Below are 17,134 nucleotides of genomic sequence, written 5' to 3' on the forward strand. Positions count from 1 at the left end.
TTTACAACTCATTATTTCTTCAAAAGCGTAATCCCCATTCCAACTGCAATCCCAATCGCTATTCCGATTGCTATATTATCATTAAATACACCAGGAATTACACCGATTACAACACCTATAGCGACACCAATTGTCATAGCATCATTTCTTTTTTTATTATTAGCCAAAATAGCATCTCCTCTCATAATTTCTCCCCATATAATATCCATTTACATGAACTTTGCTGTCTACTAATATATTTGCTATTCCGCTTGAAAATTTCCAAAAAATGTACTTTATTACTTTTCCATTCCCCTACATAATCCTCTTCGTTTGAAAGAATTTTTAAGTCACCATTACATATACATAGGCATTTACTATAAGAAAGATCAGTAATTTATTGAAGGAGGAACGATTCAAATGTATCCTCATTGGAATCCAAATATAAATCAACAATATGCTTACTCCCCCCATCCAGTAAGGAATACACTGCATTATGATTCGCAATACATGATGCAGCGCATCGCAAGCCTTGAAAGCCAATTAGCTAAATTAATCTCATTAATCGAAGAAAATAATCAATTAATAAAATCAATGGAACAACAGCAAAACCAAGTTTGTGCACCAGCTGGAGGTTCTGTTATTGTTCGGATGTAATTCGAATTCAAAAAACACACTTTGTAGTATAAAGTGTGTTTTTTGAATTATTTTCTTTTTGTATAAAAACCTTGCGTAATTCGGTCTAATATAATCGCAATCACGACGATAGCTAGTCCAGCTTCAAATCCCATTCCGATATTTACTTGTGTTACAGAGCGATATACATCGACGCCAAGTCCTGGCGCTCCTACAAGTGAAGCTGTTACAACCATTGATAACGAAAGCATAATACTTTGATTCACGCCAGCCATGATCGTTCCGGTTGCGAGCGGTAATTGTACTTTAAATAATTTTTGTGATGCGGTAGAGCCAAATGCATTCGCAGCTTCAATTAAATCTTCTGGAACTTGTCTAATTCCTAAGTCTGTAAATCTGATTGTCGGTGGCATAGCAAAAATAACGGAAGCAATAATGCCTGGTACGACGCCTACTCCAAAAAATGTTATCGCGGGAATGAGATAGACGAATGCCGGCATTGTTTGCATAAAATCTAATGTCGGTTTTAAAAATTTTGAGAAACGTTCATTTTGAGATGCTAAAATGCCAATGGGAATTCCGATAATAATTGAAATAATAACTGACGTAAGTACGAGCGCTAATGTTTGCATCGTTTGTGCCCAGTAGTTAATATTTAAAATAAATAATAATCCGATGAGCGTAAAAATGACTAAAGATAATTTCCTCGTTGTGTACCAAATGAGGAAACATAAGATGATAATCATCACTATGGCTGGTATTATTGTTAAAAAATTAGTGAGTAAATCAACAAATCCACCGATAATATAGGAGAATCCTCGGAACAAGCCTTCAAAGTGCTCATATAAACTTGCAACAAATGAATCGACCCATTCGCCTAATGGAATGCGCGGAATATTATTCATCGTCTTTCACCTCTTCTTCGATGTTTCCTGCAAGAGCTTGAATGACACTTTCACGTTTAATAATTCCTCTCAACCTTTTCTTTTCATCAATTACGGGTAATGGATATTTCATCTCCGCCATTTTTGCATACGTTTCTTCCAGTAATGTATCTAGATAAACGTGTGGAATATCGTTAAGTAATAAATCAGCAATTGGCCATTGTTTTTTCATTGCTTTACTTGCATCATCCGCTGTTAAAATACCTAAAAACTCATACTTTTTGTTCACAACATATACCGTAGAAACACCTGCATTTCTCATAATTTGCAGAGCTACACGCGGCCCACGATCGATTAATAACGTTTCTGGTCTTTTTAAAATAGATTCTGCCGTAATTACTTTTCCTAAATTCACATCCGCCACGAATTTCTCTACAAATTCATTTGCAGGGCTCATCATAATTTCTTCCGGTGTTCCAATTTGGACAATTTCTCCATCTTTCATTAATGCGATACGATCACCAATTCGAAGAGCTTCATCTAAATCATGTGTAATAAAAATAATTGTTTTTTCCATTTTATCTTGTAACTCTAACAATTCATCTTGCATTTCTTTTCGAATTAGTGGATCTAATGCACTAAATGACTCGTCCATTAGTAATACATCTGGATTATTCGTTAGTGCCCTTGCAATTCCAACACGCTGCTGCATACCACCACTAAGTTGACTAGGGTAATTATCTTTATGATGATCGAGTCCTACTAACTGTAGCGATTCTAACGCCTTATTTTCTCGTTCCTCTACTGGAACTCCTTGAATTTCTAACCCGTACGCAACATTTTGTATTACCGTGCGATGTGGAAATAAAGCAAACTTCTGAAAAACCATACTCATTTTCGTCCTTCTTACTCTTCGCAATTCTTCTTTTCCCATCGTTGCGATGTCTTCACCATCTATGTATATATGCCCCGCTGTCGGTTTGATTAATTGATTTAGCATTCGAACTAGCGTTGATTTCCCGCTACCGGATAAACCCATAATAACGAAAATTTCTCCGGTGTATACTTCAAACGTTGCCTTTTTCACACCAACGTTCATTCCTGTCTCTTTTAAAATTTCGGATTTGCTTTTTCCTTCTTTTAATAAGGTAAGCGCTCGTTGCGGATGTTTCCCAAAGACTTTTGTTACATTTTCAACACGTACCTTTGTATTATCCATGTCACTACTCCTTTTCTACCCATCTATTTACATAGTGTTGCGATTTTACAGAGAAATATTACATAAAAATGACATATATAAGATTTCTTTAAAAATTCTTGTTTCCGTTCATAATAAGAAGGTTCACTTATAGATTAATTTATAAAAAGCAAAAGCTTCACAGGAGGTTTTGAATGCGAAAAAAAATATGGATTATAAGTCTGTTACTATTTATTAGTATGATTTTCACTTCTTGTAATGCAACAAATGCAAATTCGAAAGGAAAAATTAAACTTGGTGTAACAAGTTGGAAAGAAAATATCGCAACCGCAAATATGTGGAAAGTTTTATTAGAAGAAAAAGGCTATAAAGTTGAACTCATGTATTTAGAAAAAGCTGCGATATGGACTGGCGTCGCACGTGGTGATGTTGATGCGAATCTAGAAGTATGGCTTCCTGTTACAGATAAACCATTAAATGCCCGTTACAAAGATGACTTCGTCTTAAAATCAAAATGGTATGAAGGTACTGGGCTTGGTTTAGTCGTCCCTTCTTATGTGAAAAACGTTAACAGTATTGAAGATTTAAATGCACATAAAGATGAGCTAGATAATAAAATTGTTGGGATTGAACCTGGTAGTAGCCTAATGAATTTAACGAATAAAGCAATGAAGGAATATGATATAAAACTAAAACTTGTCCAATCTTCAGAAGCTGCGATGATGAGCGAACTAAAGAAGGCATATACGAAAAAGAAACCAATCGCTGTTACACTTTGGAATCCTCATTGGGGCTTTTCAGAATTTGACTTAAAATATTTAAAAGACCCTAAGAAAGTATATGGTGAAAAAGATGACATTTATTACTCAGTTCGTAAAGGTTTCGAAAAAGATCATCCGGATATTGTGAAATACTTTGATCAATGGAAAATGAACGATGAACAACTAGGTACTTTAATGGTCATGCTAAATAAAACGAAAGATCCAGAAGAAGCCGCTCGAAAATGGATAAAAAAGAATCAAGCTTTAGTTGATGAATGGATAAAAGAATAAAGAATGACAAAAACAGGCTAGAGAATTTAGTATATTCTCTAGCCTGTTTTACGTTATTTTTTCTCAATAACTGCATCGACAATTCCATATTCCTTCGCTTCTACTGCCGTCATAAAATAATCTCTTTCTGTATCATGTGCTACTTTTCCAACTGGTTGCCCTGTTCGCTCTGCGATAATTTTATTTATATCGTGTTTTAACTTTAAAATTCTTTTTGCTGTAATTTCAATCTCCGTCGCTTGCCCTTTTACACCGCCGAGCGGTTGATGAATCATGATTTCACTGTTAGGGAGCGCAAATCTTTTTCCTTTTGCGCCAGCTAATAGTAAAAGCGCACCGAATGATGCCGCAAAGCCCATACAAAGTGTTTGCACATCTGGTTTAATAAGGTTCATCGTATCTAATATTGCAAATCCCGCTGTCGTTGAACCACCCGGACTATTGATATACAGGAATATATCTTTTTCTGCATCTTCCGCTTCTAAAAACAATAATTGTGCTACTACACTGCTTGCAACTTGATCGTTAATTTCTGAACCAATCATAATAATTCGGTCTTTTAATAATCTTGAATATATATCATAGGAGCGTTCTCCTAATTTCGTTTGTTCTATTACGTAAGGAATTACACTCATTATAAATCCCTCCATCTGTTTTATGCCGCATTAAGCATACAACTGTAAGAAGAAGATTGTTTCATACTGAAGAATAACACTGGTTGTATTGATGGTAACTTAGTGAAATCTATTGTTGGGAGAAGTTTCGTCAACAATTCAGGTCTTTCTTCTCGAATAGAAGTTACAACGATTTCAACATCATCCGTGTACTCCACTATTTCAATGCCTTCTTCATTTACAGTTTTCAGCCTATTTCTACTCCTAAATAAAGATGCTTTCACTGCCCCTTCTGATACAGAGCATATCTTTGCAATATCCGCGATACTATATTGAAAAACATCCTTCAATAATAAAATTACGGATTGTTGCACATTTAACGAAGACAATACTTTCCCTACCATTTCATGCAAATCTGCAATTTTTCCATGTGGTTCTTCAAATGTATTTTGCTGTTCTAACTTTTCTTGAACGGATTTTGATTTCATTTGATCTAACCATTGATTTCGAGCAATTTTATACAGAAGCGTTATACAAATTTCCTTCTCACTATACTTTTGAAGAACTTTGCAAATTGCTTCTTGGGCAAGGTCTTCCCCATCCCATTTATTCTTCGTCAAAAACGTACAGTATCTTTTTACCTCTGGATAATGTTCAATTAATAAATTTATATTTGAATGATTCATATCGATATGATTCTTTAAAACCTGAGTTACTTTTGTGCACAAAATAACCACTCCTTTTCAGCGCTTACTTATTAAACGATTGAACAAATAAAAAAGTTACGGGGCTTATAATTAATTTTATGTTTATGTTCATGAATACGGGTCATAAATATGTTATATAGCATTTTACATGAGGAGGAATCAATTTGCCAAAATTAACAGTTGAAGGTACCGGAACTTTCGATATTAAAGAAGGAACGAAATTAGTATTAGCACTTGAAGATAACGGTGTACACATTCTTCATCGTTGCGGTGGCAAAGCAAGATGTACAACTTGTAGAGTTGAAGTCATTGCAGGTGATTTTTGTGAGGCGACAAATGATGAAAAACAAGCTATTACGGAAAAAGGAATTGAAGACCACTTACGATTATCGTGCCAAATGCGTGTACATAAAGATATTACTGTTCGCCCAATACTTACAGTTGAAAGTTCCGGTTTAGATGCTGGACCACGCCCGGCGGAGTAAAATGATGAATTTAAAACAGCTTGCAGGCGAATATGCTGCTAGCTTTGTAAGAGATGGTATGACGATTGGACTTGGTACGGGTTCAACCGTATATTGGACGATACAAAAGTTAGGTCACCGTGTACAAAAAGGGTTATCCATTCAAGCTGTACCGACATCAAAAGAAACTGAAGTATTAGCAAAACAATTATCTATTCCGCTAATCTCTTTAAATGAAATTGATATACTTGATCTCACAATTGATGGAGCAGATGAAATCAATAATGATTTACAATTAATAAAAGGTGGTGGTGGTGCATTACTTCGCGAAAAGATTGTTGCCACCTCCTCTAAAGAACTTATTATTATTGCAGATGAATCCAAACTCGTTTCACATTTAGGTACCTTTCCACTTCCTATTGAAATCACCCCCTTCTCTTGGAAGCAAACTGAAAAGAGAATTCAATCTTTAGGATGCGAAACGCGTTTACGTATGAAAGATGGCGGACCATTTATAACTGATAACGGCAATTTAATTATTGATTGTATTTTTCCAAACAAAATATTGAATCCAAATGATACACATACAGAGTTAAAGATGATTACCGGTGTAGTTGAAACAGGATTATTTATCAATATGACGAGCAAAGCGATCATCGGAACAAAAAACGGCATAAAAGAATATTAAGCATTTTAAAGGCTGACTTTTGCAAGTCAGTTTTTTCTTTTATAGCATTACAGTATGATATACTATGAAAACACATTCATATCACACTAGAAAGGGCTGAACAATTTGCAATCCAAACTCATAACAGAACTTACAGATTTAGAAACTGCCTTTCACATTCGAAAAGAAGTCTTTGTAAAAGAACAAGGTGTCCCACTTGAAGATGAATTCGATACATATGACCAAATAGGCGAGGCATGCAAACATATATTAGTTTATTATAATGAACTTCCTGTAGGAACTGGCCGTATACGATTCGTTGACGGAATGGGTAAACTAGAAAGAATTTGTATTTTAAAAGACTATCGCAAATACGGATTAGGCAAAGTAATCATTCAAAAGTTAGAAGAGATTGCTCGTAACAAAGAAGCAAACAAAGTTAAACTACACGGTCAAACACAAGCTGAAGGGTTTTATGAAAAATTAGGCTATCAAACTTCTTCCGACGTATTTATGGAAGATGGAATTCCACATATTCTTATGACGAAAGTGTTATCATAATAGAAAGGTTACTATATGATTCTACATTATGTATTCGTATAGTAACCTTTCTGTAGCTTATTCGTTTGAAAGTCTCTTTGATGAATATTCTAGATTAATACAAAAAGACGACGCTGAATACGTCGTCTTTTTTATAAGCAGAAAAGTTAACTCTCAAACTTCCTTTTTTTGCATCAAAGCCCATCATCTTTCATTTCATTTTGAGGTAAAGCTTACACTGTTTTCCATAAGGATAAAGCAAAAATCCAGTTTGGATCCCCATGTCCTTCATAATTCTGGACTGCTTCATACACTTTTCCCTCGTGTAAAACTCTATCTTCCTTTTTATATGCTTTCTTTGCATCCCACGCTTCATATGAAGCGCTTTCAGTTTTTGTAGTAATTGTGAACGTATCACTTTGTACGGATTCATTTCCAACTACATCCACTGCTTTCACTGCATATTTATAAGTAGTATTAGCGAGTAAATTTTTATCCATATAAGAAGTCGTATTGGATGTTGCAATTTTTTTCATTGTTCCTTCTATTTCTCTATGAATATCGTAATAGTCTACTCCAACGTTATCATCAGATGGGCTCCACATTAGATCCACACTTGACGCTGTTGTTCCCATGCTATGTAATCCTTTTGGTTGTGTTGGTGCTTCTGTATCAGGAGCTTCAACTGTTGTTTTCACTGTAAGCGCTGTACTTTCTTTCGATACATTGCCAGCTGCGTCAATTGCTTTTACAGTATAAGTGTATTCTGTGCTTGGTTGTAATTTCTTATCAATAAAATAAGTGCCTGGTACTGTGTCAATCATCTCTCCGTTACGGAAGATTTGGTACCCTTTTACTCCTACATTATCCGTAGAAACGTTCCATGTTAGTTCTATACTATTTGCTGTTACTTTTTGCGCCTGAATTCCATTTGGAATACTTGGCGATTCTGTGTCTGGTTTCACATTATTGATGAGATTCACATCAATTACATTATAGAACGCATTAGCTGTATCAGCTACATCCCATACAGCTAAAATCACATGATATCCACTACGGTCAGTAGGTACATTGATTTTATGAGTTAAATTATTTGAAGCTGCAGAACCATCATGTTGTACAGTGCCAATTGGCTCAAAGTCTGCTCTTGTTAGTGCTTTATTTGGATTCCATCCTTTTTTTGTAATATAGTAGTGCCATTTGCTTGTTAAGTGAGGTGCTGTATACTTCCAAGTAAATGTATTTTCCCCACCAGTGATTGTATTTTTAAACCAACGATTTGCTGTTTGTTGATCTAAAATACCGCCAAATTTTCCACCTGCAGAAGCGATTTGCCCATCAACTGGGCCACCTTGTGGGAATCCTTTTGGAGCTTCTAAACTTTGTGGTTCATACATAACACTTCCGCAGTTTACATTTAGAGCACCATAAGTTGGACTACATAAAGCGGAACGGCTACCAGGCTTTTCAACAAAGCCATGCGCGTATGCATTTTGAGGAATAAGTGTCGTGCTGATAATTCCAGCTGTTAATGCAACAGCTCCTATACTTTTTTTGTTCATTTTCAAGTTTTGTAGTTGTTTTAAAAATCGATTATTCATGTTCCTGTCCCCTTCTTGTTATACTTCGTAGTGTAATGTGGGCTTTGATGTAAAAGAATAACAAGAGTCAATCTTATTTCGTGTATGCGTAAATATGCATACACCGTCGTAAAGAAACATTTCATTTCTTGTGAAATATTTCACTTATGGAATATATCATGACATAGAAATCACCTAAATGTGTGCAGAAGTTGTGCAGAAATAGTGAAATTACTACTAACACGTAAAACTACATCCTAAATTTATAAAGTAAAAGTGAGCAATAGAAATTGTAGTACTTGTAATGAAAAATTTTAGGTATATATATGGATGAATTGCACCAAGTCGTCTTGAAACCCTTCATCGTTAACTTAAAACGCATGGCAATTTGAGATCACATTATTTTAAAACAACGTGCCATCTCCATTTTCCATATATCTTTCTATCAATACTTTGAAATTACTTATCACTTGTAAACATTTCCGAATCCGTCAATATAGTTTTATAAAACTTATCATATTCTTCACTGTATTGAAGTTTTAACTTTTCTATTAAACTTGTATCTGGTGAAACAATGTCAATAACGTCTGTACTTATATACAATAAATAAGTATCGTTATAAAAAGAAATATACGCTTGCTGACCACCATTAACGACATACTTGCAATACTTATATACTTCATCTTCATGTACACCTTTAATCGTAGTAAATATGATTGTACTTTCAAGATCATCAACGTCTACTTTCGTTTCTGCCCAATTCTTAATCTTCATGAACCTTCCAATTTTTGTTTTCTCATTTATTCTCTTACTTTTACCATATGTTATGTAACCGGAAATAAATGAAACATCAATTGTATCAGGACTTTTAAAAAGTTCAGTCAAAATCCCTCTTAATCCTCTCAAATTACCCTCAAATAATTCTATATCGAATCTAATTCTATTTTTCGCCTCCACTTGAAAAAATGGTGTAGCTGTCATGTCAGCAAAATTTACATCTAGTATTTTCATTCTTTCCATTTCATCAATTCCTCGCTTCATATAACATAAAAGTGTCTATATCATTTAATATAGACACCCTTTCACATGTATAGTTTTAATAACGGCCTGTAAATTTAAAAATTTCATCAACTGCTTGCTTATAACCACCTGTTTTCCGGAAAGATTCCTTCATATTCAAAGCTGCTTCCTTAAGCGATAAATCATTTAACACTAACTCTACACTTTCACTTAGTTGATCCGCAGTTAATCCTTGCATTTGCAATGTAACTCCCGCTCCAAGATCTGCTACTTGCTTTGCAATTACTGGCTGGTCCGCACTTTGCGGAATTACAATGAGCGGAACTCCGTTATATAAGCCTTCATGTGTGCTATTCATTCCTCCATGTGTAATAAATAATTTCGTATATGTAAGCAATTCAGTTTGCAGAACATAATTTTTCACAATGAAGTTTTTAGGAATCTCCCCCAAATCACTTATTTGCGTTTTACTCCCAATAGCCATTACAATTGTATGCTCACTATTTTCGAATGCTTTAAAACAAAGTTTATAAAAATCAATTGCTTCATTAAAAACAGTACCTAATGAAATATAAATCGGGCTCTTCTCTTTCATTAAATTAAAATCAAAATTATCTTTTACTATTGGTGTAGAAATAGATGGTCCTACAAATTTAAATGTTTCATCAAACATATCCCCAAAAGGTTGGAACTTCTTAATTGTATACACAATAGTAAGTGGTGCTGGATTACAGAATACTTCATACGGTGATTTTATTTCAACACCATATTTTTTTGCAATTCCTTTTGTTAAGTATTGAAAATCATTATGTATTCTATCCTGAACTTCCGTTGGGATATTTTTCGAAAGATGATCTAACATTTGTTTAAATGATTTCTCGTCCTGTGCAAAAGATGTACACGAATTTATTGCTGGAAGCTTTAGAATTTGAGCAATTAAATGGCCCGAGCCAAACATAGAATCATGAATAATGTAATCAAAATGTTCACCTTCTATTTGTTCTAGAACGCTAGGTATTACAACTTCCGCTGTATGTAAAAGACCATTTATTCTTTCTGGTAAATAATTTCGGCCACCGGAAAGAAAAGCTTGTAAAAATTTTTGATCATCAATTGTTCGTACGGTAGCACCTGTCTTCTCAATACGCTCCCTGAAGGCTTCTATTGAAAAATAAACGACCTCTTCACCGCGGGAAATCAGTTCCTCCAAAACTTTCAATGTTGGATTTATATGTCCTTCTGATCCAGCGTTAATGAATAAAACTCTAGCCATTAAATACACTCCTTACGTTAAATCATTTCTATGTTGTTTAGAGTATGGATACCCTCCATACTCCTTTCTTTGTTATTTGTATCATTTTCCTGCTAAATGGACCTAGCAAGCCTAAAACCAAGATCATCTATATGAAATGTAGGATGGCTACGACGGCGACAAGTAGAACCGCAACCTCTAGCTGCTTCAGCCCAACTACCGCCACGAAAAACTCGGTATGATCCGTACACTTTTTCATCATACAAATCATAGCACCATTCCCAAACGTTCCCTAACATATCGTAAAGTTCCCATGCATTCGGTTCCTTTTTACCAACGTCATGAATTAGTCCACTTGAATTTTCATTATACCATGCTATTTTTTGAAGTTCCCCATACGTATATCCCGTTGTACCTGCTTTACATGTATATTGCCACTCTGCCTCAGATGGTAATCGGTAACCGCTTGACTCTAAATTACAACTAACTTTTTGGCCGTCATCACTAATAGAATAATACTCTGTTAATCCCGCTTTTTTAGAAAGTAAATTACAAAAAACGATTGCATCATTCCATGAAATATTTACAACTGGTTTATGCTTATCTTTATTATTATTTGGTGTACTATTTGTAATAGCATAATATATTTCCATTGTTACAGCATACTTTGCAAGAAGAAATGGTTTAATTTGAACTTGCCATTCTTTTTTTATACGATCATCTCTTAATGTTACTTCTCCTGCTGGAATTTTCACCATATAAGAATCAATCGATCGAATGATTTCATTCAATGTTATCCCCTCCATTTTAAAATGGAACAAAATTTACTCTTTGAGTGCATAAGTTTATACTTGCTGCACTTCTTTTAAAAATCGCTTAACTTCATTTGAAGATTTTAAAATAATAATTTCTTTATCCTGACTTAATTGATTTAGTCTTTTGAAAATTGAAGGTCTTTTCGTCTTAGGATACTCCCATATCTGGTCTTGTTTTATTTCGATATTGTACAATTCTTTTAAAAGCGCGATAAACACAAATCGTTCTATGAATATCAAGGAAGATAATTGTGTCAGCTGCATTCAGTCTTATATCCATTGTTCCGCCATAATTCCCATCAATAATCCAATTCTCATCTTGAATTAAGTTATTTTGAACAATTCTTTGCTCCTCTTTCGGAACACCTTCCCAATTCGGTTTCCAAAATAATGCATCAAGATGATGCACCTTAATATTTAGTTTATTTCCTAACTGCTTAGCTAATGTAGATTTTCCTGAACCACCAGAACCAATTAATATTATTTTTTTCGTATTAGTATGGTCCTTACTATAGATTCTTCCCTTTGCAATTTCTAATATATCCTCCATATACAAATACCCCTTTTAAAATTCACTTATTTCTTCCGTAAAATAAACTCACAAAGCATTCCCACTCCAACACCAATTGTATAAGCAACTACATCACTCCACAAAAATCCGTAACCTAAAACGAGTCCACCTATCGTCGTTGCACGAATATTATCAATCCAAGGTGCATGGTACAATTGGCTAATTTCAATCCCGTAGCAAAATATCAAACTAATAAAAGCTAATTTCTTCGTTTCTATTTTAGAAAACAAAAATCCGGATCCAGTGAAAATCATTAATGCCCATAAAGCATCACCTAAGTAATCATTTAATAAATCAGGTAACGCAAAAGCAAACTTTCTTGAACTAAGACCTAAAATAATAACAACTATAGTAAACATTGCATATAGTAATCTATTTCGTTTCGTATTCATTTCAAAATCTCCTAATATATAATGTGAAACTGCAAATAGCTAGTAAAATATAATCATTTTACTAGCTATTTATATACGGTTTCACTTTCTATTCTTCGCTTTTATAATAAGGAAATGCGGGTTAGTGTTTAAATAATAATATGATTTTCCATCTACTTCCTTCATCTTTTCAATCGGTTTCGGCTCGACTAACTCTTCTAATACAAAATTACTCGTTGTTTCATTAATAATATCTTGAAGTGACCTTCTAAAGAAACTTACTTCAATTGTAATATTGGGTTTCCGCCAAGTATCTACTAACAATTGCGTTTTAAAATAATCTTCACACGGAAACTTTGTAAAATCCATAAATGGGTGATGAACGGAATACACAAATAAACCACCTGGTTTAAGGACGCGATGAAATTCTTGAAATACATCACTCCAATTTTGCAAGTAATGAAGAGTAAGCGAACTTACAATCATATCAAAAGCATTATCTTCAAACGGTAATGTTTCTTGAAGGTCATGACAAAGAAACGTTGCTTTATCACCTGTACTTTCCTTTGCTGCTTTTACCATTTCAGAACTTACGTCAATTGCTGTAACGTTAGCTCCTCTACCTACGAATTGAGAAGTATACCATCCAGCTGCACATCCAGCATCTAGTATTCTCTTCCCTTCTAGTTTCTTTGGAATAATCTCCATCATCGCTGGTCTTTCATAATAACTGTTATATGGATTTGCCAAATCTAGATTTTCTTTATATGTACTCGCTAATTTATCATACGTATCTTTGACTGAGTCTTTCATTACATCCACCCCTAATACATATTAATCCATTAACTCTTTCTGCTTTTTCTTTGAAAATGATTGTAGTACTAAATCATACGACCAATCAATCATTTTATTAATTTGCTCTTGTTCTACATCCTTATGTATATACACTGTATTCCAATGTTTTTTATTCATATGATATCCAGGAATAATTGTTTCGGGATAATCTTCTCTTATTCGCAAGGCAAGTTCTGGATCACATTTTAATGTAATCGCAGCTTTTTCACCTTCTTCATGGTTTACTATCGCAAATATTTTATTATTTAATCTCATACATGTTGCACTCCAGCCATCCGGAGAATCTTCTGTCGCTTTTCTTTTCGATAAACAATACTCTCTCGTTGCATTCATTCTTCTGGCACCTCTTATTCTTCCACTATTTGATTACGATGCATTACAATTTGCTTCGTCGCTTTAAATTGCTGTTCACCATAAAACTTTATGAGTTTCTCTCCGCAAAATAGACTAACAATATCAATATGAGATATCTCTTCCAGTAATATTGTAAGCATATTCTCTCCAATGCCTTTATTTCTTACACTTTCATGTACGACAACATCTTCTATGTACGCTCGAAAAACACCATCTGAAACGACTCTAGCAAATCCAATTAATTCATTTTCTTCCCATACTCCAATTGCTATACTATTCTTTAACATTTTTTCAATATCAATTTCTTTTCTTTCTGGCCACCAACCGACAGAATCGTAAAGCTGCTTTATTTTCTCTGCACAGATTGGTTGTTCATGTTGTAATTTATACGTGTACATATTCTTTCTCCCACCAACTAGTATACATAATATTATTATAATCTCTTTTCTAAAAGGTGTTGACTATGCCCTTTCGGATAATCTTCAACGACACCATATTCTCGGTATCCGTGCTTTTTATAAAATTCTGGTGCTTGGAAACTAAATGAATCTAGTAATATGAGTCTACATCCTTTTTCCTTCGCAATGTCTTCAATTTTATGTAACAATTGACTGCCATAGCCGTCATGACGAACTGATTCATCAACCCATAAAAAGTCGATATGAAGATGATAAAAATACATCGTTCCTGTTACCCCGCCAAAGATTTTTCCTTCCTCATCTTTCACTACGAGGTTTACTTGTTCCATTTGCTGTTTTACTTCATCTGACAGCACGGACATGTTATATTGAATTAATTTATTTTTAATGTATTCTCCTTCAGTGCGAGTACCATTCTCTATGCGTTTCATATATTTTTCATCCTCCCCAGTTCGTAAACTACTTTTAATTTTTGTTTCTTCTCTTTAAAATACTAATGAATACAAATCCACCATATGTAACAAAGCATGAGAAACCAATTATCCCTGGTACAGAGACATAGCCTATTCTTACATAACTAATAACTGCAAAACTAACAATTAATAATAAAATAGATGGCCAAAATATAAAAGCTGTTTGTCTTCGTCTTTGTTTCGATGTACTTTCTTTCTCTTCAGAAACACGTGTGCCAAAAAGCAATACAATACAAATAAGAATCGCTGCAAAGTAAATTGTATCTAATGACAAAGTGTGATCGTATAGTGCAATTCCAACTTCAAGAGCAATAATCGTTACAATTAGAATAATAATTGTTGAAGTCTTTAAGTTTCGTTTCAATCGCTCACTCCTAGCATGCTTTCACTATATGCTTTGTATATGTATTTCAAAGCTGTTGTAATAGTTTCATCAACCTCTATATTATGAACTCGCTCGGGTAAATCTTTTCCTCCAATTACATAAAGAAACGGGAATTCATTAAACATTCCCATTATACCAATATTTATTGTAGCTGTGGGCAATCCACCTGTCATATATATTCATCTCTATTTTTATATTGTTTTATCACCTCTGAAAATTCGATATAAAATGTAAAAAACCTTTTTTTGTTTAATTATGTTGGTGAATATAAAAAGATAGCATGAGATTTCTTCATACTATCTTTTGAAATATATACAATTTCTTTTTAAATTTATTTGTACCGTAATAAATATCTCTATTCTTCTATAGGATTTTCAGGCCCGTTAAGCTCCAATTGATAAAAGGCTAAATCCAGCCATCTATTAAACTTATAACCAGCTTTTTGTATTGTTCCGGCATGAACAAATCCATAATTTTGATGCAAGGCAATACTTTTCTCGTTTTCCGCATCAATTCCAGCAATTAAGGTCATATATTCTCTTTCTTTTGCAAATGTGATTAATTCTTCCATCAAAGAGGACCCAATACCATTTTTTCTATATTCCTTATCAACATACACAGAATGTTCAATTGAATATTTGTAGGCAGGCCACGCTCTAAATGGGCCGAATGTCGCAAATCCTACTACTTTATTATCTAGTTCGTATACGAAAATTGGATAGCCATCAGCCTTTTTTTGTTCATACCAATCTATTCTATTTTCAAGGGTTACAGGTTTATACGCATATACAGCTGTTGTATAAAGTATTGCATCATTATAAATATCTAAAATATATGCTACATCTCTTTTAGTTGCTTCCCTGATCATCGTTTTCTTCCTTTCATAATGTTAATCTTCTTTCGCTATCTTTTTAATAATTTTATTTTACCGAAATCTCCGTTTTATTTCCACATACGAATACTAGCTTTTCGGAAACCATCAAATATATTAATCGCAGCGGACAACGTATAAATGATAATTCCACCGCCAACTAACCACGTTTTAAATCCCTCTGGGGAAATAGTAAACACATTTGCCACATACGTAATAAATCCTTCGTTAAATAAATGCGGATTTACTACAATTACAATGAATACTATTGTTCCAGCTACTTGAAGAATAGCATTCCCAATTGCCAACCTTTGCGTCCATTGTCCTTGTACTAACTTATAAAGTGATATACCTATTTCGAAAACGATCATAAGCAAAATAATTGGCCAATATTGAAGTAAAACATCTTGATTAAACGTTGGCGCGATAAACTTCAGTCCGTTTTCCGTACCATTATATACGCCTACAAGATGATTCGCATAAAAATACATTGTAGCCCATATTGCTGTCCACATTAAACCTCCAAAAACTTCAAACTTCGAGATCGACTTTTTCTTTGGAACATACGAGATATTTTTTAAATCATCAGGTGTCCATTTTTTTAAACTTGTCGTCAACGGTTGGGTACCTTTGTCTTTATCTGTTCTTTCTAAAATAGCAAATACAAGTGTCAACCAGAAAAATACATGGAGGCCTACTTCGACAATTTCCCCAATGCCTTTACCTATCAATTGTAAAATAACATTTAATACTGCCTGATCACCACTATAGCCTATAAAATTTTCTGCAACCATTGCAATGAGTGCGATAACAGCTGCAATTGGTATAATCATTTTTAATAATGTCGTATATACATCAAAATAACGCGGTCCAATTAAATGCATCGGTCTATCCAAATACCCATTAGCCAATGAAACTGGGCTCCCCAATTTTTCAAGGACACTCTTTACATCTTCTTCATTATAATCATCAGGTAACATATCCGCTATAGTTGACCGGAGTTCTAATGTAATATCTTCACGATTTTTTTCAGGTAATCTCTTCGCAACTTCTTGGATATAGATATCAATTAAATTCATTCTCGTCCTTCTCCTTTAATAAGTTATAAAGTTCTTTCGAATCCTTTATCCATTCCTTTTTCAATTGCAAAAATATATCTAATCCATATTCACTTAAAACATAATACTTACGAGGTCTACTCTCCGTTTTATCCCAACTACTCGTCACTAGCTCCTGCTTTTCTAATCGGCGAAGTAGTGGATATAAAGTACTTTGATCTATCATGATTCCTGATTGCTCCAATAACTGGACAAGTGAATAACCATACTGCGGTGTTCTTAATTGGCTTAAAACTGCTAATGTCAACGTCCCTCTTCTTAGCTCAGTAATTAATGAATTTAATAAAGTATCCATTTATCCACCTCATT

At 34.0% G+C, this 17,134-nt stretch carries 23 protein-coding genes and 2 pseudogenes; 5 read left to right on the forward strand and 20 right to left on the reverse strand.

Annotated elements, in window-relative coordinates; all coding sequences use genetic code 11:
- Nucleotides 1-11 precede the first annotated feature (11 nt).
- Nucleotides 12-185: a glycine zipper domain-containing protein gene (locus tag MR066_RS01325; RefSeq protein WP_002085128.1), complete on the reverse strand. Its 174-nt coding sequence runs from the start codon at nucleotides 183-185 to the stop codon at nucleotides 12-14.
- Between the two features lie 214 nt (nucleotides 186-399).
- On the opposite strand from MR066_RS01325, the gene MR066_RS01330 reads away from it, so the two are divergent.
- Nucleotides 400-636 carry a hypothetical protein gene (locus tag MR066_RS01330; RefSeq protein ID WP_002085127.1) on the forward strand — a complete coding sequence of 79 codons (237 nt, stop codon included), beginning with the start codon at nucleotides 400-402 and terminating at the stop codon, nucleotides 634-636.
- 47 nt (nucleotides 637-683) lie between these two features.
- Here the strand turns inward: MR066_RS01330 and MR066_RS01335 are convergent, their stop codons facing one another.
- A complete protein-coding gene (locus tag MR066_RS01335; protein ID WP_002127727.1) occupies nucleotides 684-1,520 on the reverse strand; it encodes an ABC transporter permease in 837 nt (278 codons plus the stop codon).
- On the reverse strand, nucleotides 1,513-2,718 hold the full coding sequence (locus tag MR066_RS01340) for a quaternary amine ABC transporter ATP-binding protein (RefSeq protein WP_002013036.1): 1,206 nt from the start codon (nucleotides 2,716-2,718) through the stop codon (nucleotides 1,513-1,515). Before MR066_RS01340 ends, MR066_RS01335 begins: the two co-directional genes overlap by 8 nt.
- A 173-nt stretch (nucleotides 2,719-2,891) precedes the next feature.
- Between MR066_RS01340 and MR066_RS01345 the strand changes: the two genes are divergently transcribed.
- The gene (locus tag MR066_RS01345) at nucleotides 2,892-3,749 is read left to right on the forward strand and encodes a glycine betaine ABC transporter substrate-binding protein (RefSeq protein ID WP_002085124.1); all 858 of its coding nucleotides are present in this window, start codon (nucleotides 2,892-2,894) and stop codon (nucleotides 3,747-3,749) included.
- A gap of 53 nt (nucleotides 3,750-3,802) precedes the next feature.
- Here MR066_RS01345 and clpP read toward each other — a convergent pair whose 3' ends face one another.
- Together clpP and MR066_RS01355 are read right to left on the reverse strand one after the other, a co-directional pair.
- Nucleotides 3,803-4,384 (reverse strand): ATP-dependent Clp endopeptidase proteolytic subunit ClpP, encoded by a 582-nt coding sequence (clpP, locus tag MR066_RS01350; protein ID WP_242245703.1) that lies wholly within the window; start codon nucleotides 4,382-4,384, stop codon nucleotides 3,803-3,805.
- Nucleotides 4,385-4,404: 20 nt separating this feature from the next.
- Nucleotides 4,405-5,091 carry an RNA polymerase subunit sigma-70 gene (locus tag MR066_RS01355; protein WP_242245704.1) on the reverse strand — a complete coding sequence of 229 codons (687 nt, stop codon included), beginning with the start codon at nucleotides 5,089-5,091 and terminating at the stop codon, nucleotides 4,405-4,407.
- A gap of 143 nt (nucleotides 5,092-5,234) precedes the next feature.
- Here MR066_RS01355 and MR066_RS01360 point away from each other — a divergent pair, with 143 nt between their 5' ends.
- The 3 genes from MR066_RS01360 to MR066_RS01370 all read left to right on the forward strand — a co-directional run bounded on the left by MR066_RS01360 (nucleotide 5,235) and on the right by MR066_RS01370 (nucleotide 6,762).
- Complete coding sequence (locus MR066_RS01360; RefSeq protein WP_002085119.1) at nucleotides 5,235-5,555, forward strand: 2Fe-2S iron-sulfur cluster-binding protein; 321 nt, start codon at nucleotides 5,235-5,237, stop codon at nucleotides 5,553-5,555.
- Between the two features lie 4 nt (nucleotides 5,556-5,559).
- Nucleotides 5,560-6,222 carry a ribose 5-phosphate isomerase A gene (gene rpiA, locus MR066_RS01365; protein ID WP_242245705.1) on the forward strand — a complete coding sequence of 221 codons (663 nt, stop codon included), beginning with the start codon at nucleotides 5,560-5,562 and terminating at the stop codon, nucleotides 6,220-6,222.
- Nucleotides 6,223-6,327: 105 nt separating this feature from the next.
- Complete coding sequence (locus MR066_RS01370; RefSeq protein ID WP_002189834.1) at nucleotides 6,328-6,762, forward strand: GNAT family N-acetyltransferase; 435 nt, start codon at nucleotides 6,328-6,330, stop codon at nucleotides 6,760-6,762.
- Between the two features lie 212 nt (nucleotides 6,763-6,974).
- Here MR066_RS01370 and MR066_RS01375 read toward each other — a convergent pair whose 3' ends face one another.
- The 15 genes and pseudogenes from MR066_RS01375 to MR066_RS01445 form a co-directional block, all read right to left on the reverse strand.
- Nucleotides 6,975-8,342, reverse strand: a complete 1,368-nt coding sequence (locus MR066_RS01375; protein ID WP_242245706.1) for a lytic polysaccharide monooxygenase — start codon at nucleotides 8,340-8,342, stop codon at nucleotides 6,975-6,977.
- A 438-nt stretch (nucleotides 8,343-8,780) separates the two neighbouring features.
- Nucleotides 8,781-9,341: a phosphatase gene (locus MR066_RS01380; RefSeq protein WP_242245707.1), complete on the reverse strand. Its 561-nt coding sequence runs from the start codon at nucleotides 9,339-9,341 to the stop codon at nucleotides 8,781-8,783.
- 76 nt (nucleotides 9,342-9,417) lie between these two features.
- Nucleotides 9,418-10,614 (reverse strand): macrolide family glycosyltransferase, encoded by a 1,197-nt coding sequence (locus MR066_RS01385; protein ID WP_242245708.1) that lies wholly within the window; start codon nucleotides 10,612-10,614, stop codon nucleotides 9,418-9,420.
- Between the two features lie 92 nt (nucleotides 10,615-10,706).
- Complete coding sequence (locus MR066_RS01390; RefSeq protein ID WP_061690291.1) at nucleotides 10,707-11,384, reverse strand: formylglycine-generating enzyme family protein; 678 nt, start codon at nucleotides 11,382-11,384, stop codon at nucleotides 10,707-10,709.
- A gap of 54 nt (nucleotides 11,385-11,438) precedes the next feature.
- Nucleotides 11,439-11,958 (reverse strand): annotated as a pseudogene (locus tag MR066_RS01395) (DNA topology modulation protein).
- Nucleotides 11,959-11,984: 26 nt separating this feature from the next.
- Complete coding sequence (locus MR066_RS01400; protein ID WP_002085103.1) at nucleotides 11,985-12,371, reverse strand: ribosomal maturation YjgA family protein; 387 nt, start codon at nucleotides 12,369-12,371, stop codon at nucleotides 11,985-11,987.
- Between the two features lie 81 nt (nucleotides 12,372-12,452).
- Entirely contained in the window at nucleotides 12,453-13,163 is a 711-nt protein-coding gene (locus tag MR066_RS01405) for a class I SAM-dependent methyltransferase (protein WP_002147372.1), read from the reverse strand.
- A 21-nt stretch (nucleotides 13,164-13,184) separates the two neighbouring features.
- Complete coding sequence (locus MR066_RS01410) at nucleotides 13,185-13,538, reverse strand: MmcQ/YjbR family DNA-binding protein (RefSeq protein ID WP_002085101.1); 354 nt, start codon at nucleotides 13,536-13,538, stop codon at nucleotides 13,185-13,187.
- A gap of 14 nt (nucleotides 13,539-13,552) precedes the next feature.
- On the reverse strand, nucleotides 13,553-13,957 hold the full coding sequence (locus MR066_RS01415; RefSeq protein WP_061690289.1) for a GNAT family N-acetyltransferase: 405 nt from the start codon (nucleotides 13,955-13,957) through the stop codon (nucleotides 13,553-13,555).
- A 35-nt stretch (nucleotides 13,958-13,992) separates the two neighbouring features.
- Nucleotides 13,993-14,409: a GNAT family N-acetyltransferase gene (locus MR066_RS01420; RefSeq protein ID WP_242245709.1), complete on the reverse strand. Its 417-nt coding sequence runs from the start codon at nucleotides 14,407-14,409 to the stop codon at nucleotides 13,993-13,995.
- A gap of 34 nt (nucleotides 14,410-14,443) precedes the next feature.
- Nucleotides 14,444-14,815 carry a hypothetical protein gene (locus MR066_RS01425; protein WP_002085098.1) on the reverse strand — a complete coding sequence of 124 codons (372 nt, stop codon included), beginning with the start codon at nucleotides 14,813-14,815 and terminating at the stop codon, nucleotides 14,444-14,446.
- Nucleotides 14,812-15,012 (reverse strand): annotated as a pseudogene (locus MR066_RS01430) (serine hydrolase); the annotation flags it as partial. The gene MR066_RS01425 and the pseudogene MR066_RS01430, both read right to left, overlap by 4 nt.
- Before the next feature lie 179 nt (nucleotides 15,013-15,191).
- The gene (locus MR066_RS01435) at nucleotides 15,192-15,704 is read right to left on the reverse strand and encodes a GNAT family N-acetyltransferase (RefSeq protein WP_002065789.1); all 513 of its coding nucleotides are present in this window, start codon (nucleotides 15,702-15,704) and stop codon (nucleotides 15,192-15,194) included.
- 74 nt (nucleotides 15,705-15,778) lie between these two features.
- Nucleotides 15,779-16,786, reverse strand: coding sequence for an HAAS signaling domain-containing protein (locus MR066_RS01440; RefSeq protein WP_061690286.1), 1,008 nt, complete (start codon nucleotides 16,784-16,786; stop codon nucleotides 15,779-15,781).
- A complete protein-coding gene (locus MR066_RS01445; protein ID WP_242245710.1) occupies nucleotides 16,773-17,120 on the reverse strand; it encodes a PadR family transcriptional regulator in 348 nt (115 codons plus the stop codon). The genes MR066_RS01440 and MR066_RS01445 overlap by 14 nt, the downstream gene beginning before the upstream one ends.
- Between the last annotated feature and the right edge of the window lie 14 nt (nucleotides 17,121-17,134).

It is taken from the genome of Bacillus cereus group sp. BfR-BA-01523, from assembly GCF_022662615.1.
Taxonomy (GTDB): Bacteria; Bacillota; Bacilli; order Bacillales; family Bacillaceae_G; genus Bacillus_A; species Bacillus_A mycoides.